Below are 18,964 nucleotides of genomic sequence, written 5' to 3' on the forward strand. Positions count from 1 at the left end.
GGCCAGCCGTAACACTGTTATCGGACGTTGGGGCCTGGCAGGATGGACGTGTGGAGCAGCCAGTGCCGCCGGAGGCCCGGCGGGTGTCGGACGCGGACCGCGGGCTGGTGGCCGGCCAGCTGAAGAAGGCGCACGCCGAGGGCCGTCTCGACCTCGACGAGTTCGACGAGCGGACGCGCCAGGTGTGGGAGGCCCGCACCTTCGGCGACCTGGCGGCGGTCACGGCGGACCTGCCGGACGTGCGCCAGCCGGTGCCGTGGTCGAGCGCGGAGCGCGCGCCGGAGCCGCCGGCCGGCCGGCCGACGGCGGAGGTTGCGCGGCGGCGCAGCGGGGGGTCCGAGGTGATGCGGGTCGCGACCGGCGCCTGGTTCGCGGCGAGCCTGGTCAACTTCGTGATCTGGGGCATCGTGTCGATCACGGCGCACGTGGTCTACCCCTGGTGGATCTGGGTGGCGGGCCCCTGGGGAGCGCTCCTGCTCGCGGGCTACATCCTCGGCCTCGGCCGCGACAACAGGGCGTGACCTGCGTCTCGATTTGGGCTACGACGGCCGCGGTCGTACACTTGACCGACGGCGCACTCGTCGCGTCGATTCCGTCGTGCCTGCGGTGACCTGCACGTCGCCGCGTTCGTGAACTCGGTGGGCATCGGAGTCGGGGTGTCGCGCGGGCCGCACACCAGTCATACCACCGTCACGAAACGCGGAGGACATGGGCAAGAAGGACGGGGCCATCGAGGTCGAGGGCCGCGTGGTCGAGCCACTTCCCAACGCGATGTTCCGAGTCGAGTTGGAGAACGGCCACAAGGTTCTCGCGCACATCAGCGGCAAGATGCGGCAGCACTACATCCGTATCCTGCCGGAGGACCGGGTTGTCGTGGAGCTGTCGCCCTACGACCTGTCCCGCGGCCGAATCGTCTACCGCTACAAGTGAGGGTAGGGATGTGGGGCCGCATGCTTCGCCGGAGCACCCCTATCGGTGCTTTCTGGGGGCCCGGCCCCCAGGCCCCCACGCCGGGGGCAAGCCCCCGGACCCCCACTCCGGGGACCGGATTCCGGACCCCGTACACCACGCAACGCAGGAGTGCACGACCGTGAAGGTCCAGCCGAGCGTCAAGAAGATCTGCGACAAGTGCAAGGTGATCCGCCGTCACGGCCGGGTCATGGTGATCTGCGACAACCTGCGCCACAAGCAGCGCCAGGGCTGATCACCGGCCTCGTGCTTGTCGTCGATCCGCCAAGTGGACGCGACCACAAGTACACACACCTCCTCGACCCTGCCGGGCGCGCACAGCACCCGGCTCACCCCCGGACTCCAGGCCGGGGCTGGGACAACGCCCGCGCGAGCGGGCGTACCGGCACAGCGAGTCGGTCCCAGAACGGACGAGGAGCAGACCTGGAGTGACGAACAAGTGAGGAGCAGTACGCCGCATGGCACGACTCGCTGGCGTCGACCTCCCCCGCGAGAAGCGGATGGAGATCGCGCTGACCTACATCTTCGGCATTGGCCGGACTCGCTCGAAGGAGCTCCTGGCCGCGACGGGCATCAGCCCGGACCTGCGGGCCAAGGACCTGGGCGACGACGACCTCGCCAAGCTGCGTGAGCACATCGAGGCGAACTACAAGGTCGAGGGTGACCTCCGCCGCGAGGTTGCCGCCGACATCCGTCGCAAGATGGAGATCGGCTGCTACGAGGGGCTTCGGCACCGTCGTGGGCTCCCCGTGCGCGGTCAGCGGACGAAGACCAACGCCCGCACCCGCAAGGGCCCGAAGAAGACGGTGGCCGGCAAGAAGAAGGCCGGTAAGAAGTAACCCCCGCTAGCTAGGAGATCTCACCAGAAATGCCACCCAAGACTCGCTCCGGCGCGGGGGTCAAGAAGATCCGCCGCAAGGAGAAGAAGAACGTCTCGCACGGGCACGCCCACATCAAGAGCACGTTCAACAACACGATCGTCTCCATCACGGACCCGACGGGCGCCGTCATCGCGTGGGCCTCGGCCGGCCACGTCGGCTTCAAGGGCTCCCGCAAGTCCACGCCGTTCGCCGCGCAGATGGCCGCCGAGAACGCCGCCCGCAAGGCGGCCGAGCACGGCATGCGCAAGGTCGACGTGTTCGTGAAGGGCCCCGGCTCCGGCCGGGAGACCGCGATCCGGTCGCTGCAGGCGGCGGGCCTCGAGGTCGGAACCATCCAGGACGTGACCCCGCAGCCCCACAACGGCTGCCGCCCGCCCAAGCGGCGCCGGGTCTAGGGCACGGGGAGGAGTAAGCACAGATGGCTCGTTACACCGGCCCCGCGACGCGCATCTCGCGTCGTCTCAAGGTTGACCTCGTCGGCGGCGACCAGGCTTTCGAGCGCCGTCCGTACCCGCCCGGCCAGCACGGCCGCGGCCGCATCAAGGAGTCCGAGTACCTCCTGCAGATGCAGGAGAAGCAGAAGGCTCGCTACACCTACGGCGTGCTGGAGCGTCAGTTCCGCCGCTACTACGAGGAAGCGGTTCGCAAGTCCGGCAAGACCGGTGAGAACCTGCTCCAGATCCTCGAGTCGCGGCTGGACAACGTCATCTACCGCGCCGGCCTGGCCCGCACCCGCCGCCAGGCTCGCCAGCTGGTCAGCCACGGTCACTTCATCGTGAACGGCCACAAGGTGAACATCCCCAGCTACCGGGTGTCCAAGTGGGACATCATCGACGTGAAGCCGAAGTCGCTGCCGACGCTGCCTTTCGAGGTTGCCAAGGCCACCTTCGGTGACCGTCCGATCCCGGCTTGGCTCCAGGTGGTTCCGTCCTCCCTGCGTGTCCTGGTGCACCAGCTCCCCGAGCGGGCCCAGATCGACACGCCGGTGTCGGAGCAGCTGATCGTCGAGCTGTACTCGAAGTGATCCCTCCCGGCGCGGCCACCTGCGGGTGGTCGCGCCGGGAATCGGTCGACGTCAAATAGCGGGCGTCGTACGAAAGAAGGTAAGCAGTGCTCATCTCTCAGCGACCCACGCTCGCCGAGGAGCCCATCAACGACACCCGGTCCCGGTTCGTCATCGAGCCGCTGGAGCCCGGGTTCGGCTACACGTTGGGCAACTCGATCCGGCGCACGCTGCTGTCGTCCATCCCGGGCGCGGCCGTGACCAGCATCCGGATCGACGGCGTGCTGCACGAGTTCACCACGGTTCCCGGGGTGAAGGAGGATGTCACCGACATCATCCTGAACCTCAAGGAGCTGGTCGTGTCCTCCGAGGAGGACGAGCCGGTGACCATGTACCTGCGCAAGCAGGGTCCCGGCGCGGTGACCGCGGGCGACATCGTGCCTCCGGCCGGTGTCACCGTGCACAACCCCGACCTGCACATCGCCACCCTCAACGCCAAGGGCAAGCTGGAGATCGAGCTCGTCGTCGAGCGCGGTCGCGGCTACGTCCCGGCGGTGCAGAACAAGCAGGCCGGCGCCGAGATCGGCCGGATCCCGGTCGACTCGATCTACTCGCCGGTGCTGAAGGTGACGTACAAGGTCGAGGCCACTCGTGTCGAGCAGCGCACCGACTTCGACAAGCTGATCCTGGACGTGGAGAGCAAGCCCTCCATCACGCCCCGGGACGCCGTCGCCTCCGCGGGCAAGACGCTGGTGGAGCTCTTCGGGCTGGCCCGTGAGCTCAACGTCGACGCTGAGGGCATCGAGATCGGCCCGTCGCCGGCCGAGGCGGACACCATCGCCGCGTTCGCGATGCCGATCGAGGACCTGGACCTCACCGTCCGGTCCTACAACTGCCTCAAGCGTGAGGGCATCCACACCGTCGGGGAGCTGGTCTCGCGCAGCGAGGCCGACCTGCTCGACATCCGCAACTTCGGCGCCAAGTCGATCGACGAGGTCAAGCTCAAGCTCGTCGGCCTCGGCCTCGCGCTGAAGGACAGCCCGCCCGGATTCGACCCGTCGCTCGCCGCCACCGACTTCCCGGCGGCCGACGCGGGCTGGTCCGACACGGGTGCGGACGGCCACCACGACGACGGCCAGGACTACGCAGAGACTGAGCAGCTCTGACCCAGCTGTTCTAGACCACAGGAGCAACGGAAATGCCGACCCCCACCAAGGGCGCCCGGCTTGGCGGGTCTCCGGCCCACGAGCGGCTGCTGCTGGCCAACCTGGCCACCGCGCTGTTCACCCACGGGCGGATCAAGACCACCGAGGCCAAGGCGCGCAAGCTGCGTCCGCTCGCCGAGCGGCTGATCAGCAAGGCCAAGCGCGGCGACCTGCACAACCGTCGTGAGGTCCTCAAGACCATCCGCGACAAGGACGTGCTGCACAAGCTGTTCGCCGAGATCGGCCCGCACTTCGCCGACCGCAACGGTGGCTACACCCGCATCGTGAAGACCATGCCCCGCAAGGGCGACAACGCCCCCATGGCCGTGATCGAGCTGATCGCGGACAAGCTGGTCGCCACCGAGGCCGAGAAGGCCCGGGGCACGAAGTTCGCCAAGGACGAGGCCGCCGCCCCGGCCGCCGCGGTCGTCGAGACCCCGGCCGCCGAGGAGGCTGCCGCTGACGAGGCCGCCGAGACCGAGGCTGTCGCCGAGGTCGAGGAGACCCCCGAGGCTGAGGCCGAGAAGTCCGAGTGACTCTCGTCCACGACGAGCCCGCCACCCCCGCCGGGGATGGCGGGCTCGTCCGCGTTCGGCTGGATCTCGGCTACGACGGCACCGACTTCTCCGGCTGGGCGCGCCAGCCCGAGCGCCGCACCGTGTGCGGCGTGCTGGAAGACGCGCTGTCCCAGGTGTTCCGGCGGCCGCTCACGCTGACCGTCGCCGGTCGCACCGACGCCGGCGTGCACGCGAGCGGGCAGGTGGCGCACGTCGACCTGCCGGTCGAGTCCGATGTGGACGGCCTGCCCAAGCGGCTGTCCCGCATCCTGCCCGGCGATGTCCGGGTCTTCCGGGCGATCCGCGTGCCCGACGAGTTCGACGCGCGGTTCGCCGCGCTGCGTCGCCACTACGTGTACCGCGTGGCCGACGGCCCCTTCGGCGCCGATCCGCTGCGCCGGCTCGACACCCTCTCCTGGCCGCGTCCGCTGTCGCTGGAGGCGCTGTCCGAGGCGTCACGGCTGCTGCTCGGCGAGCATGACTTCGTCGCCTTCTGCAAGCGCCGGGACGGCGCCACCACCATTCGTGAGCTCCAGCGCCTGGAGTGGACCCGCGGCGATGACGCTGTGCTCAGCGCCGCCGTCTCCGCCGACGCCTTCTGCCACTCCATGGTCCGCAGCCTGGTCGGTTCGCTGCTGGCCGTCGGCGAGGGCCGCAAGCCCGTCGACTGGCCCGCGTCCCTGCTGCGCGCCAGCGAGCGGTCCAGCTCTGTCACCGTCGCGCCGGCGCACGGCCTGACCCTGGTCCGCGTCGACTACCCCGCGGACCAGGACCTGGCCGCCCGCGCCGCGATCACCCGCAACGTGCGCGTGAGCACCGCCTGCTGAGCTACTTGAACGCGAGCTGCTGCCAGGAGTGGCCGGAGTCGGTGGTGCGGTAGACGGCGGAGCCGTTCCACGCGTCGGGGGCGCCGCTGACGACCGTGCCGAAGGCGTAGTCGACGAAGTGCAGGTCGGACAGGCCGAACCGGTCCTCGTCGAGCTGGGTCGTCTGCCACGTCTTGCCGCCGTCGGTGGTGCTGTACAGCAGCTCGACCCCGCCGCCGGTGGCGGCGATGCTCGCGTTCTGGTCGGACGCCGACGCGAAGCCCTGGATGATGCCGGCCAGCGGCGCCTCGGCGTCGGACGGCAGGTACCGGACGCCCAGCGCCGCGGCGGTGACCAGCTGCTTGTGCATGTGGCCGGGTGAGGGATCGGACGGGTCGCCGAGGCAGAGGTTGAGCACCTTGCCCTGCCGGACGCCGTCGAGCAGCGTCTGCTTCGACGCGTCGCAGGGCAGCGGCGAGGCCGTGAAGTGCACGGCGTCGGTGGACGTCCAGTACTCGCCGCTGCCGTAGCCGGAGCCGACGAAGACCTGGACCCCGCCGCCGACCGCCAGGTCGCCGTACGTGGTGGAGCCGTCGATGGACATGCCGGCCACCGGCTGGAGGATCTTGGCCCCGACCGCGCCCGTGTAGAGCTGGGTGGTGTTGTGGTCGGGCCGGCCGAGGGTGCTGGCCAGCGCGAGCACCCGGCCGTCGGCGATGGCGATCTTGCTGAGGTAGCTCGGCGCCGCCAGGCCGGCCAGCGTCACGGCCGACCAGTGCCGGCCGCCGTCGGTCGTGGCCTGGATGAGGGTGCCGTCGGAGACGAAGGCGTGCCTGGCGTCGGCCACGGTCAGCGCCACGTGGTTGTGGTTGTCGGGCAGCGCGATCGGCGGCGCGGCCAGCCGGGACCACCGAGCGCCGCCGTCGGTGGTCTCCAGCAGGTACGGGGTCGGCCCCGCGTAGCCGAGCACGTAGCCGTGCTGGGTGGTCAGCCAGCTGGTCGACGCCGGTGCGAAGCCCGCGGGCACCACAGTGGCGGCGTCGGCCACCGCGGGCGCCGAGAGCAGGGCGGCCGCCGCGGCGACCGCCAGGACCGTGCATCGTGTGAGCGTCATGTTCCGGTGACGGTCGGTCACACGATCGGGTTGCCTCGGATCCGGTCAGTCTCCCCGGCGCACCGGCCCCAGGATCTGCTTCTCGCCCTCGTTGGTGACCAGCCGGATCGACACCCAGAGGTCCTGCCCGAGCGCCAGCACGTGGTCGTCGCGCAGCTGCGTCACCTCGGTGACCCGGGCCGGGGCGAGCCGCCACATCCGCGCGGCCAGCTGGGCCTGGGCGGCCTGGAGCCGCTGCATGAGCACCAGGTCGGCGTTGGCGGCGATCGAGCCGGCCTGCGGGTGCAGGTAGGGCAGCACGTACATGGTGGTCTGCCACGGCGTGCGCGGCGGCAGCAGCTCGACGGGGGTGGCGCCGCCGTCGTGCACGACCAGCACCGGGTTCTCCTCGGTGCCGTCGGGCAGCTCGATCGGCGAGAGCCGGCGCACGGACACCACCGGCAGCTGCCGCTCGTTGGGGCCGGTCTGGGTGGCCGCGAGCAGCGGCGCCCACGCCTGCTGCCGGCCGGTGGCGATGATCACCCACGCGCCGGCGGCAAGTGCCCGCAGCGCCAGCTGGCGGGCCAGGTACAGACCGCCGAGCGTGACGACCCGGGTCGGCACGGGCCGCAGCAGCGAGACGCTGGCGGGCTCGTTGCGCGTGTCGGTGCCGAACAGCGCGCCGCCGCGCTCGGCGGACGGGCTGATGGCGTCCAGCAGCTCGGGCGTGGCCAGGTACTCGGGGGCGAGCCCGCCGACCTTGCCCATGGTGTCGCGGGACCGGGTCTGACTGGTGCTCATGCCCACCCTCCGAACGGCAGCGTCGCGGCCAGCGCGGCGGCCTGGAGGCCGCGCAGCGGCGTCATGGCGAAGCCGAGCTTGTCGGTCATCTTGTCCAGCTGGCTCTCGGCGCGGGACAGCTCGCTCGGGGTCCGGGCGGACAGCCGCACCAGCCCGCGCAGCCCGACCTCGCCGTCCTGGGTGCCGGGCGAGATGGCCAGCGCGACCGTCGAGGACAGCGTGCGGATGCTGGTGAACGCGTTCAGGCCGTTGGCCACACCGCCGCTGGGCCAGCCGGTGATCGAGAAGCTGCTGTGGCCGATGCTGGCGGCGGTCACGCCGCCCCACTTCTCGGTGAGCCCGACCCGGCCCTCGGCGCCGAGGCCGCCGGTCAGCTCGCCGAGCGCGATGCCGGCGGCGAGCAGTTCGTCGGTGTCGAGCGGACGGGTCGGCACGCCGCGGGCCTCCAGGGCGCTGCGCACCCGGGACACCGCGCCGATGAGCGCCCGGTGCGCGCCGACGACGCCGCCGCCGCGCTCACGGATGGCGGCGCCGCAGCGGCGCGGGTCCAGCCGGACGGCGACCAGCGTGGTGCGCCGCGCGGACGTCGGCAGCGCGCCGACCACCTCCATGTAGGAGGAGAGCGCGGGCGAGGCCGGCGGCAGGATGGCGCTGCCGGGGTAGCAGTGCCACAGCACCCGGATCGAGTCCAGCACCACGCCACGGTCCTCCAGGCACGGCGCGAGCGCCCCGAGCGGCAGGTTCGGCGCCTTGCCGATGGGCGCGACGAGCTGGGCCTCCAGCTCGACCCGCAGCACGGCCGTCCAGACGCCGTCCTGCCAGGCCATGCCGACCGACGTGCGCTCGTGGTCGTCGGTGTGCGCGACGACGAGGTCCGGCACCGCGAGCCGGAGCAGCGCGACCCGGTCGTCCTCGGCGCCGACGACCTTGGTCTCGCCGTGCTCGTCGAGCGCCGCGGCGGCCGCGTGGCCGGCCGGCGCGACGGCACGGGTGTGCGAGCGGAACAGGTAGCGCAGCGTCAGGCCCACCCACTGGGTGAACCACCGGCCACTCCACCGGATGAACGTGAGGATGAGCGCCAGGCCGGCGACGCCGCCCGCGACCGGCAGCAGCGTCCGGTTCACCGCGAGCAGTCCGAGCCCGATCGCGACGCCGACCTCGAGCACGACCAGGTTGGCCACCGGCAGGCCGGCGATGCTCGCGCCGGCCTTGCGCCGACGTGCCGGCGGCACGCGTCGCGGCGGCGCCGGCTGGGCCTGCGGCTGGGGCGCGCCCTGGCCGGGCGGTCCCGGGCGTTGCGTGGTGACGGACATCCGCTCGATCTTCCCCTCGGTGTGCGCTGCGATATCGGTCGTCGGGCGGTCGGGTCGTCGCGAAGCGCCCCCGGCCGGCATGGCCTCCCGCTATCCTGCGAAACCGTACCGCGAACGGGAGAGCTGCGAGCCGAGAATGCCTTCGACACCTACGAGCAAGTCCCAGGTCCAGGCGTATCGATTCATGCTGAGGCGGATGGAGTCCGCCTTGGTGCGCAAGGACTCGGTGATGATGCACGATCCGATGGGCTCGCACATGCGGTCGGCGGTGGTCGGTGTGCTGATCGCCATGGTCGCGGCCATCGGCTTCGTGCTGTTCGCCGTGCTGAGCCCGGCCGGCTCCGTGCCCGAGTCGCCCGGGGTGGTGATCGGCAAGCAGTCCGGCGCGGTGTACGCGATGCTGGCGGACAGCAACGGCAACAAGCGGCTGGTGCCCACCTTCAATGTGACGTCCGCTCGACTCATCCTGCTCGCCAACAACAGCGGCGGCGGTGGCGCGCAGGCCGCGAACTCGCCCGCCGCGGCGGCGCCGGCGGTCGTCGACGACGACGTGCTGCAGGGCATGCCCCGCGACAAGAAGCAGGGCATTGTGGACGGTCCGCAGCTGCTTCCCGTTGGCGCGCAGCGCATCGGCAACTTCTGGGACGTCTGCGACACGCTGCCCAAGGACGGCGACGCCAGTTCCGGCGCGCCGAGCACGTCGGTGATCGCCGGCGTCGGCAACGTCGGCAACGAGATCGACAACGGGCATCCGCTGCTGGTGACGCCGGATCACGGCCACAGCTATTACGTGGTCTACCGAAAGTCCTCGTTCAGCAGCAGCATCGGGCTGAAGAACACCAAGGTGGTCAAGTCCCAGGTGGATCTGAAGCAGACCATCGCCAACACGTATCGCCTGCACGAGCAGGACGCGCGGCCGATCAGCCCGGCGGTGCTGAACGCCGTTCCCGGCACAGTCCCGCTGAGCCTGCCGACCATCGACGGTGTCGGCGCAGCGCCGACCAACTACCACGCGCCGGACGGCGCGGTGATCGGTGACGTGCTGCACACCATCGGCGTCGACGGCAACGCGCACTACTACGTGCTGGTGGCCGAGGGCAAGCACGAGGTGTCCCCGATCGCGGCCACCGCCGAGGTCGAGGCCGGCGGCACCAAGAACCACGACGTTTCGCTGTCGGACGCGGCCGCCATCACGGACGTCACCACGCCGTGGGCGCTGGACGAGTTCCCGGTGCAGCAGGTGAACCCGGTGGCCATCGGCGACTACCCGACGATGTGTGTGGCGTGGAGCTACCCCAACAACGTTCCGCAGCTGACGGTGCGCATCGCGACCCCGGACCAGCAGCTGCTGCCCAACAACGCGAAGCCGATCAAGCTGGGCACGCCGAGCACGGACGGCACCAAGGTGACCGACTTCTACCTGCCGACCGGGCAGGCCGCCGTGGTCCGCGACAGCACATCCGTCTCGGACGAACGGACCGGCCCGGTCTACGTGATCTCCGACCTGGGCGTGCGCTACGGCTTCTCCTCGTCGATCAGCGGCATGACGCCGGACCAGGTGGCCGCCGGCATCGGGCTCGGCGACCCGGCCAGCTACCCGCCGGCGCCGGACGCGATCGTGAAGCTGCTGCCGCAGGGCTCCTCGCTCGACCCGGGCGCCGCGCTGCGCACGTACGACTCGATGCAGCCGCCGGTGGCCATGGGCAGCTACCCGGCGACCGCGCCGAGCGGCCAGCAGTCGCCGCCGGCCGGCGGGAACACCGGCGGGAACTGAACGCCGCCGGGGCGCGTCGAAGGGACCGGTAATCGTTGCACGGGAGGGGACGGCGTGACCGGCGTGAAGATCGATCCGGACTGGATCGCGAGCTATGCCAGAACGGTGTCCCGCTCGGCCGGTGATCTCGGCACGGCGCGGGACGCCCTGCGCGGCGCGCCGCTGCCGGCCGACGCCTTCGGCCGGTTGGGCCGCACCACCGGCGCCGACACGGCGTACGCCCGGGCCGCGCAGAACCTGTCCGACCAGCTGGCCCGGGCCGTGGACGCGCTCACCGCCGCCGCCGAGGGGCTGGCCAAGACCGCCGACCACTACGGCTCGCACGACCAGGACGTGGCGGCCACGCTGAAGCGGGCGGGGGGCAAGTGAACGTCTCCCCGGCCCACCTCGACTACCTGTCGCAGACCAGCCGCCGGCTCGGCGTGACCGATCCCGTGGAGGAGTACTACGCGCCGCTGGTCGGCCAGTGGTCCGCGCTGCGGGACGAGGCCGACCGCTGGCGGCAGGCGGCCAAGGCCGCCGGCGATGTCACCGACACGTTGACCAAGCAGCTGGGCGGCCTGGACGCGTCGTGGCAGGGCAAGGACGCCGACTCGTTCATGGCCTACATGCAGGCCTACGGCCTGTCCGGGCACGACCTGGCCGACGCGATGAACGCCATGGCTGACGCGCTCCAGCAGACCGCGGACGGCATCGAGCACCTCGTCGACCAGCTCGGGGACACGTTGGCGGACAGCGCCGACACCGTGTCCGACGCGCTGTCCGTGCCGGTGCACGGCGAGAAGCGGGCCACCGAGCACCTCGACGACCAGCACGGGCCGACCAGGCAGCTGTTCGAGTCGGCCCGGGACGTGCTGGAGGCGTTCACCAAACTGTGCGGGAGCGACGCGTTCTCGAAGATCACCGTCAAGCACCCGATGCCGACCTCGAACTGGTCCTACAGCTACGCCCCGCCTGCCCCGACGACGGCCCCGGCGCACGCCGTGACCGCCCAGCCGCCGGCTACACACGCGGCTGCGCAAACCCCGGCAGCAGCCACGGCACAGCCGGCCGTTGCGTCGCCGGCTCCGTCGGCCGACACCACACCCCAGGCCGCCGCGCCGGCATCTCACGCGGCCGCAGCCGGCGGCGCGCACATCGGAGGTGGCGGCGCGATGCCCGCCGCGGCCGGGATCGCGCACGACGCCGCGCCCGTCCAGGCACCCGGCGCCGGCACCGTTTCCGGCCTCGCCGACCAGACGGCCACCGAGCACTTCACGCCCGCACCGCAGGCAGCGGCGGCGGCCCCCGCGCAGGGCGGGGCGGCCGGCAGCAGCGGCATGGGCATGATGGGTGGCATGGGCGGCCAGAAGGGCCAGGGCGGCGAGGACACCGAGCACAAGTCCAAGATCCGGCTCAGCGGCGATCTGCGGGATCTGCTCGGCGCGCCGGAGAAGACCGCGCCGACGGTCATCGGCGAGAAGTAGCAGCGAAGAGAGGCCCCCGCACTCGCGGGGGCCTCCTCGTGTCGAGCGATGCTCACATCTGGAGTCGTTGCGGCACCGGCTTGTGGTTGCGACGGGAGCGGTTCGTGGCGTGCACCACGAACAGGGTGATCAACAGCAGCGCCACGCCGATCAGCGTGCCGTACATGGCCCACAGCATCGGCGACACGCTCGCCACCTCGGTCACGCCGACGCCGGACGGGATCTGCGTGGGCTTCGCCGTCGCCGGCGAGTTCGGCTCGCCCGGGATCACCGCGGTCAGCGCGGCGACGGGATCGATCATGCCGTAGCCGACCTGGTTGTTGCGGCCGGTGGGCGTGCCCGGGTGCTGCGCGGTCATCTCGATGCGGTGCATCACCTGCTGGGCGTCCAGGGTCGGGAACTTCTCCCGCACCAGCGCGGCCAGCCCGGCCACGTACGGCGCGGCGAAGCTGGTGCCCTGGATCGTCTGCGTCTGCCCGTTGCTGGTCTTCTCCAGGTTGGCCAGGCCGGTGTTCGCGCCCGGGTCCAGGGTGATGATGCCGGTGCCCGGCCCGGCGATGCTGACCCACGGGCCCCACATGGTGAAGCTGGCCGGAGCGCCCGGTGTCTGTCCGTTGCCGCTGTCGGTGGCGATCGCGCCGACCGACAGCACGTCGTCGGAGAACCAGGCGGGCGACTCGATCCACTTGGGGTTGTTGGGATCCGGCCGGTCGTTCTGGGTGTTGCAGAGGCTGCCCTGCTCCAGGTTGCCGGCGGCGGCCACGATCACCACGTTCTTGACGTCCACGGCGTAGTGGATCGCGTTCTGCAGCAGGCTCTGGGAAAGGCCGGGGGCCGGCGTCAGACAGGCCGACAGCGAAATGTTGATCACCGTGGCGTTGTGGTCGGCCGCGGTCATGATGGCGTAGGCCAGCGTCTCCGAGGTGCCGGCGCCGGTCCCGTTCGGGTTGGTCGGCGTGGTCATCTTGATCGACGGGCTGGTCTGGCGGATCGGCAGGATCTTGGCCGCCGGCGCCACGCCCTGGAAGCCGACCCCCAGGCCGGTCGTGTCCGCGCCGATGATGCCGGCGACCTCGGTGCCATGGCCGTCGCAGTCGTTCTTGTTGACGTTCGTGATGTTGTTGAGGTAGTCGATCTCCGGCAGCAGCCGGTTGTTGAACGCCTGGTGCCCGTTCACCCCGGTGTCGATGACGGCGACGATCTGGTTCCTGCCGGTGGCGTACTGGTGCGCCTCGTCCAACCGCAGCCAGGTCTGCCCGTTGGGCGGCTCCTTGACCTGCCCCGAGCCGCCGGTGGACGTGATGCACGTCTGGTCCTCGGTGTACTTCGCGCCCGGGACCAAGCCCTTGTCCGGAGCCGGATTGGTGGGCTTGCTGTAGTTAAGTGGCGGCGGGGCCCAGGCGCCGGCGTTGCCGCCGCCGTCCTGCGCGAGCGCGGGGGCAGGGGCGAGGCCGAGCAGGCCGACCACGACGGCCGCCGCGAACGCGGTTGTCCTAGTGATCCGCATGATTCCTCAGAGGTTCAGGTGGCGCAGCGTGCTGTAGAGGTCCATCACGGCCAGCGCCAGCGGCACCACCGCGGCGATGCAGACGGCCTCGAACACGTCCACGGACCGGCGCAGCACCGGCGAGAACTTGCGGTTGGGGAACGCCACGCCCAGCACCAGCGCCGCCGCGCCGACCACCACCAGCGTGCCGAACACCCACAGCAGCCGGCCGAACGGGTCGGACAGCGCGATCCAGCCGGCCAGCACGCCGCCGCCGGCGACGATGCCGCTGGCCAGCAGGGCGACCGCCTGGCTGCCGTTGGCGTACGTGCGCGAGCGCAGCAGCATCACCAGCGTGACGACGACCGCGAAGATCGGCCCCCACACGGTGCCCGAGGTGGCCGCGAGCACGGCGGCGATCGCGGTGGTCACGCCGGCGCCGATGATCATGCCGGTCATGTACTCGTGCGCGAGGCCGGCTCGCTTCTCGATCATGGCGTACTCGGGGAAACCGCCGTCGTCCTTGAGGTCCTCGGCGTTGCCGGGCACGGTCGGCAGCGGCAGCTTGGCCAGCCGGATGGTGAAGCGCGGCAGCCAGGACAGCGCCACCAGCGACACCGCGGCCGCGCCGGCGGCGATGCCGGCGATCGGCTGCGTGTCCAGCACCGCGCCGACGAGGAAGGCCAGCCAGCCGAGGGTGGACGCGGTGGCGGCGGCGATGAACACGGTCACGCCCGAGCCGACCAGCAGGATGCAGGCCCAGGAGACGATCATCACCAACAGGCAGGCCAACAACAGGCTCCACCGCGTGAGGTCGCCGGGTATCACGTACAGGCCGGCCACGAACGCCATCGGCAGCCCGCCCGCGGCGGCGACTATCACGCCGGTCACGGGGACCTGGTAGACGCGGGTGAGCACGGCGCCGGCGGCGACGCTGGCGATCATCGCCACGCCCGCGGCGATCGCGGCCACCAGGCCGTAACCACCCGGCAGCAGCGGACCGGCCAGCAGCACCGCGACGGCCGCGCCGAGCAGCGCGACCGCGCCGGCGACGTGACCGATTCGCCTTGCCGTCTCGGCGGTCCACGGCCGGAAACTGTCCGGATTGGACTCCGCGATGGCGTCGACGACGTCGTCGTACAGCGGTGGCGGCGGATTCTCCGAGCGGCGGCGCAGTTGCAGCAGATCGCCGTCGACGACGCCCAGCGAGGCCAGCGTGCGGCTCGCCTCCAGCGGCGGGTCGCCCAGCTTGGCCAGGCACCAGCCGCCGTGCCGCGCGCCGCCGTCCGGCGCGTTCTCCTTGGCCATGTGCAGCAGCACGGGCATCAGGTCGGCGACCGAGACGTCGGACGGCAACGCGACGTCGATGCGTGTCTGCGGCGCGACCACCGTCACCCGGCTGAACACCGTCGTACCGGTCGCCACCAGGGCCCCCTCATCTTTCGGTCTCGTGTGGACTCACGCCACCGGGTGCGCCGAACTGGAGCAAACCGTCCGCGCGCCCCCCGTGGCCGCCCCTAGTATGGCCGCACCGGCACCGCCGGGAACGGCGGTTCCGGTGAAGACGTTCCAATGGGTTTAGATCCACCCCCGACCTGAAGAGGTGTGTCCCGGTGAGCACGCTCCAGTTCAGGCGTCAGGCGCGCCTAGCCGCCCCGCGTCCGCCGGGCGGTGAGGTGCACCTGGAGCCGCCACCCGAGCTGCCCCGGGTGATCCCCGGCAACGTGGTCATGAAGGTGCTGCCGATCGTCATGATCGTCGCCTCGGTCGGCATGATGGGCTACATGTTCGCGGCGCCCGGCGCCAAGAACCCGCAGACGATCATGATGGGCGGCTTCTTCCTGATCTCCACCGTCGGCATGATGGCCGGCGGCGCGGGCGGCGGGCGCGGCGGCGGCCAGCGCAAGGCCGAGATGAACGAGGACCGCAAGGACTACCTGCGCTACCTCGGCCAGATGCGGGAACGCGCCCGCGAGGCCGCCGACGACCAGCGGGCCGCGCTGGAGTGGAACCACCCGGACCCGCAGGCGCTGTGGTCGATGGCCACCACCCGGCGGATGTGGGAGCGCCGGCAGAGCGACCCCGACTTCGGTCACGTGCGCATCGCCCGCGGCTCGCAGCGGCTGGCCACCCGCCTGGTGCCGCCGCAGACCGGCCCCGTCGACGAGCTGGAGCCGATCGCCACCCTGGCGCTGCGCCGCTTCGTGCGCGCCCACTCGATCGTGCCCGACCTGCCGACCATGATCACCATGCGTGGCTTCGCCGCCATCTCGCTTTCCGGCGACCGCGAGCAGACCCGCGGCCTGGCCCGGGCCATGCTCGGGCAGCTGGTCACGTTCCACTCGCCGGAGGACCTGCTGGTCGCGGTGGTCAGCGCCGGCCGGGCCAAGAACGAGTGGGAATGGTGCAAGTGGCTGCCGCACGCCCAGCACCCGACCGAGGTCGACGGCATCGGCCAGATGCGGCTGATGACCGGATCGCTGCAACAGGTCGAGGACTGGCTGCACGAGCAGACCAAGGACCGCCAGCGGTTCCAGCGCAACGCCCCGCCGCTGACCGACCAGCCGCACATCCTGATCGTGATCGACGACGGCGAGATCACCCGCGAGGAGCAGATCATCCTCGACGAGGGCCTGGTCGGCGTGACCCTGCTCGACCTGTCCGACTCGCTGGGCAACCTGGCCAACCGCCGGGGCCTGCGGCTGGTCGTGGAGCCTGACCGGCTCGGCGCCCGCAGCGGCGCCGGCGTGGAGTGGTTCGGCAAGCCCGACTCGCTGTCCGTGGCGGAGGCCGAGGCGCTGGCCCGGCGGCTCGCGCCGTACCGCATCGGCGGCCAGGAGGCCACCGGCGCCGAGGACCAGCCGCTGCTCAACGCCAACCCGCCGATCCTGGAGCTGCTCGGCATCCCGGGCGACCCGATGACGTTCGAGATCGCGCAGGCGTGGCGGCCGCGGCCGAAGTCCGACCGCTACAAGATCCCGTTCGGCGTCGGTGAGTTCGGCCAGTCCGTGGAGCTGGACATCAAGGAGGCGGCCGAGGGCGGCATGGGCCCGCACGGCCTGTGCATCGGCGCGACCGGTTCGGGTAAGTCGGAGTTCCTGCGCACCCTGGTGCTCGGCCTGCTGGCCACCCACTCGTCCACCGCGCTGAACATGATCCTGGTGGACTTCAAGGGTGGCGCGACGTTCCTCGGCCTGGACGACTCGCCGCACGTGGCGGCGGTCATCACCAACCTGTCCGGCGACCTCACCCTGGTCGACCGCATGAAGGACGCCATCGCCGGCGAGGTGGCCCGCCGCCAGGAGGTCCTGGCCAAGGGCAACTACAAGAACGTCTGGGACTACGAGAGCGCCCGCGAGAAGGGCGCCGACCTCGACCCGCTGCCGGCGCTGTTCATCTGCATCGACGAGTTCTCCGAGATGCTGACCGCGAAGCCGGACTTCATCGACATCTTCCTCCAGATCGGCCGCGTCGGCCGGTCGCTGCAGATGCACATGCTGCTGGCCTCGCAGCGGCTGGAGGAGGGCAAGCTCCGCGGCCTGGACACCTATCTGTCCTACCGGATCGGCCTCAAGACGTTCTCCGCGTCGGAATCCCGAGCGGTGCTCGGCGTTCCCGACGCCTACGAGCTGCCGCCCATCCCCGGCTCGGGCTACCTGGCCGTGCAGGGCGAGCCGATGACCCGGTTCAAGGCCGCCTACGTCTCCGGCCCGTACCGGCCGGCCGGCATGATCGCCGGCCCGGCCGCGCCCGCCGGCATCAGCGGCGACCGCCGGCCCAAGTGGTTCGTGCCGGACTTCGTGGAGATCCCCAAGGAGCCGGAGAAGCCGCGCGAGGTCGTCAAGGAGAAGCCCAAGGACGACGACAAGATCGAGCCCAGCGTGCTCGAGGTCATCGTCGGCCGGCTGGGCGGCCAGGGCGCGCCGGCGCACCAGGTGTGGCTGCCGCCGCTGAACGAGCCGCAGTCGCTGGACATGCTGCTGCCGCCGCTGTCCGCGACGCCGGACCGGGGCATCTACCCGCAGGGCTACCAGGGCTACCTCCAGATCCCGCTGGGCTTGGTGGACAAGCCGTTCGAGCAGCGCCGGGACCCGTTCTGGGCGGACTTCTCCGGCGCGGCCGGCCACGGCGCGGTCGTCGGCGGCCCGCAGTCCGGCAAGTCGATGCTGCTGCGGACGTTGATCATGTCGATGTCGGTGACGCACACCCCGGAGGAGGTCCAGTTCTACTGCCTGGACCTCGGCGGCGGCACGCTCGCGCCGCTGGAGGGGCTGCCGCACGTCGGCGGCGTGGCCAGCCGGCTCGAGCCGGACAAGGCCCGACGCATGGTGGCCGAGCTGACCAGCCTGATCGCCGACCGGGAGCAGCGGTTCCGCAACGCCGGCATCGACGGCATGGTCGAGTTCCGCAACCGCAAGCGGCGCGGCGAGATCAAGGACGACCCTTACGGCGACGTCTTCGTGGTCATCGACGGCTGGCTGAACTTCCGGCAGGAGTTCGAGGCGCTGGAGCCGGCCATCCTCGCCCTGGCCGCCCAGGGTCTGTCCTTCGGCATCCACGTGATGATCTCGGCCAACCGGTGGGCGGAGATCCGGCCCGCGGTCAAGGACCTGATGGGCACGCGGTTCGAGCTCCGGCTCGGTGACCCCAGCGAGTCCGAGTTCGACCGCAAGGTCGCGGTCAACGTGCCGGTCGGACGTCCGGGTCGCGGCCTCACGCCGGACCGGCTGCACTTCCTGACCGCGTTGCCGCGCATCGACTCCTCGTCCAACGTGGGCGACGTCGGCGCCGGCGTGCAGGACGCCATCGGCAAGATCACGGCCGCCTGGCGCGGCCCGGTCGCGCCGCAGGTCCGCCTGCTGCCGGAGCTGCTGCCGTACGAGCAGCTGCCGGTGCCGCAGCAGCAGCGCAACCCGCACCTGGTGCCGATCGGCGTCAACGAGGACGGCCTCGCGCCGGTGTTCCTCGACTTCGACAACGACTCGCACTTCTTCGCCTTCGCCGAGGGCGAGTCCGGCAAGACCAACCTGCTGCGCACCATCGTCCGGGGCATCATGACCCGGTACACCACCAGCGAGGCCGTGATCCTGCTGGTCGACTACCGGCGCACGATGCTCGGGTTCATCGACACCGACCACCTGCTCAGCTACGTGGTGTCGGCCAACCAGCTCGCCGACACCATCGCCGACGTCAAGAACTCGCTGAAGGGCCGGCTGCCCGGCCCGGACGTCACCCAGGAGCAGCTCAAGGCCCGGTCCTGGTGGAAGGGCCCCGAGGTGTTCGTGGTGGTCGACGACTACGACCTGGTGGCGACCCAGAGCGGCAACCCGTTGCAGCCGCTGGCCGAGTTCCTGCCGCAGGCCAAGGACGTCGGCCTGCACATGATCCTGGCCCGCCGCTCCGGCGGCGCCAGCCGGGCGCTGTTCGACCCGGTGATCGGCAAGCTGCGCGAGATCGCCGCGCCGGGCATGGTGATGTCCTGCAGCAAGGACGAGGGCGTGCTGATCGGCACGTACAAGCCGCAGATCCTGCCGCCGGGCCGGGGCGTGATCGTGACCCGCAAGCTGGGCCAGCAGCTGATGCAGACCGCGTGGCTGCCGGGCGAGTGAG

Annotated in this window: 18 protein-coding genes; 13 read left to right on the forward strand and 5 right to left on the reverse strand. The window is 71.3% G+C overall.

What is annotated here, in order from left to right; genetic code table 11:
* Positions 1–50 precede the first annotated feature (50 nt).
* From BCF44_RS02670 to truA, 9 genes are all read left to right on the forward strand, one after another.
* Positions 51–521 carry a DUF1707 SHOCT-like domain-containing protein gene (locus BCF44_RS02670; protein ID WP_211352853.1) on the forward strand — a complete coding sequence of 157 codons (471 nt, stop codon included), beginning with the start codon at positions 51–53 and terminating at the stop codon, positions 519–521.
* Positions 522–708: 187 nt separating this feature from the next.
* A complete protein-coding gene (gene infA, locus BCF44_RS02675) occupies positions 709–930 on the forward strand; it encodes a translation initiation factor IF-1 (protein ID WP_005166804.1) in 222 nt (73 codons plus the stop codon).
* A 160-nt stretch (positions 931–1,090) separates the two neighbouring features.
* Positions 1,091–1,204 (forward strand): 50S ribosomal protein L36, encoded by a 114-nt coding sequence (rpmJ, locus tag BCF44_RS02680; RefSeq protein WP_022925314.1) that lies wholly within the window; start codon positions 1,091–1,093, stop codon positions 1,202–1,204.
* Between the two features lie 223 nt (positions 1,205–1,427).
* Complete coding sequence (rpsM, locus tag BCF44_RS02685; protein ID WP_116172424.1) at positions 1,428–1,808, forward strand: 30S ribosomal protein S13; 381 nt, start codon at positions 1,428–1,430, stop codon at positions 1,806–1,808.
* 29 nt (positions 1,809–1,837) lie between these two features.
* Positions 1,838–2,245, forward strand: a complete 408-nt coding sequence (rpsK, locus tag BCF44_RS02690; protein ID WP_116172425.1) for a 30S ribosomal protein S11 — start codon at positions 1,838–1,840, stop codon at positions 2,243–2,245.
* A 23-nt stretch (positions 2,246–2,268) separates the two neighbouring features.
* Positions 2,269–2,874 carry a 30S ribosomal protein S4 gene (gene rpsD / locus BCF44_RS02695; RefSeq protein WP_116172426.1) on the forward strand — a complete coding sequence of 202 codons (606 nt, stop codon included), beginning with the start codon at positions 2,269–2,271 and terminating at the stop codon, positions 2,872–2,874.
* An 86-nt stretch (positions 2,875–2,960) separates the two neighbouring features.
* Positions 2,961–4,019: a DNA-directed RNA polymerase subunit alpha gene (locus BCF44_RS02700; protein ID WP_116172427.1), complete on the forward strand. Its 1,059-nt coding sequence runs from the start codon at positions 2,961–2,963 to the stop codon at positions 4,017–4,019.
* A gap of 32 nt (positions 4,020–4,051) precedes the next feature.
* A complete protein-coding gene (gene rplQ / locus BCF44_RS02705; protein WP_116172428.1) occupies positions 4,052–4,594 on the forward strand; it encodes a 50S ribosomal protein L17 in 543 nt (180 codons plus the stop codon).
* Positions 4,591–5,442: a tRNA pseudouridine(38-40) synthase TruA gene (truA, locus tag BCF44_RS02710; protein ID WP_246014787.1), complete on the forward strand. Its 852-nt coding sequence runs from the start codon at positions 4,591–4,593 to the stop codon at positions 5,440–5,442. The genes rplQ and truA overlap by 4 nt, the downstream gene beginning before the upstream one ends.
* 1 nt (position 5,443) lies before the next feature.
* Here the strand turns inward: truA and BCF44_RS02715 are convergent, their stop codons facing one another.
* From BCF44_RS02715 to eccE, 3 genes are read right to left on the reverse strand one after another with little or no spacing between them, the layout of a single operon-like run.
* Positions 5,444–6,535, reverse strand: a complete 1,092-nt coding sequence (locus BCF44_RS02715) for a WD40/YVTN/BNR-like repeat-containing protein (RefSeq protein ID WP_116172853.1) — start codon at positions 6,533–6,535, stop codon at positions 5,444–5,446.
* Positions 6,536–6,580: 45 nt separating this feature from the next.
* Positions 6,581–7,315 carry a hypothetical protein gene (locus tag BCF44_RS02720; RefSeq protein ID WP_116172854.1) on the reverse strand — a complete coding sequence of 245 codons (735 nt, stop codon included), beginning with the start codon at positions 7,313–7,315 and terminating at the stop codon, positions 6,581–6,583.
* Positions 7,312–8,496, reverse strand: coding sequence for a type VII secretion protein EccE (eccE, locus tag BCF44_RS02725; protein ID WP_342775561.1), 1,185 nt, complete (start codon positions 8,494–8,496; stop codon positions 7,312–7,314). The genes BCF44_RS02720 and eccE overlap by 4 nt, the downstream gene beginning before the upstream one ends.
* 268 nt (positions 8,497–8,764) lie before the next feature.
* Here eccE and eccB point away from each other — a divergent pair, with 268 nt between their 5' ends.
* From eccB to BCF44_RS02740, 3 genes are read left to right on the forward strand one after another with little or no spacing between them, the layout of a single operon-like run.
* Complete coding sequence (gene eccB, locus BCF44_RS02730; protein ID WP_281283070.1) at positions 8,765–10,402, forward strand: type VII secretion protein EccB; 1,638 nt, start codon at positions 8,765–8,767, stop codon at positions 10,400–10,402.
* Between the two features lie 54 nt (positions 10,403–10,456).
* Entirely contained in the window at positions 10,457–10,771 is a 315-nt protein-coding gene (locus BCF44_RS02735; RefSeq protein WP_116172431.1) for a hypothetical protein, read from the forward strand.
* Positions 10,768–11,868, forward strand: coding sequence for a WXG100 family type VII secretion target (locus BCF44_RS02740; protein ID WP_116172432.1), 1,101 nt, complete (start codon positions 10,768–10,770; stop codon positions 11,866–11,868). Before BCF44_RS02735 ends, BCF44_RS02740 begins: the two co-directional genes overlap by 4 nt.
* A gap of 52 nt (positions 11,869–11,920) precedes the next feature.
* On the opposite strand, the gene mycP is transcribed toward BCF44_RS02740, so the two are convergent.
* Together mycP and eccD are read right to left on the reverse strand one after the other, a co-directional pair.
* Positions 11,921–13,375 carry a type VII secretion-associated serine protease mycosin gene (gene mycP / locus BCF44_RS02745; RefSeq protein ID WP_116172433.1) on the reverse strand — a complete coding sequence of 485 codons (1,455 nt, stop codon included), beginning with the start codon at positions 13,373–13,375 and terminating at the stop codon, positions 11,921–11,923.
* A gap of 6 nt (positions 13,376–13,381) precedes the next feature.
* The gene (gene eccD / locus BCF44_RS02750) at positions 13,382–14,779 is read right to left on the reverse strand and encodes a type VII secretion integral membrane protein EccD (RefSeq protein WP_116172434.1); all 1,398 of its coding nucleotides are present in this window, start codon (positions 14,777–14,779) and stop codon (positions 13,382–13,384) included.
* 188 nt (positions 14,780–14,967) lie between these two features.
* Between eccD and eccCa the strand changes: the two genes are divergently transcribed.
* Complete coding sequence (eccCa, locus tag BCF44_RS02755) at positions 14,968–18,963, forward strand: type VII secretion protein EccCa (RefSeq protein WP_116172435.1); 3,996 nt, start codon at positions 14,968–14,970, stop codon at positions 18,961–18,963.
* The last annotated feature ends 1 nt before the right edge of the window (position 18,964 follow it).

Origin of the sequence: Kutzneria buriramensis (assembly GCF_003387475.1) — a bacterium.
Lineage (GTDB): Bacteria > Actinomycetota > Actinomycetes > Mycobacteriales > Pseudonocardiaceae > Kutzneria > Kutzneria buriramensis.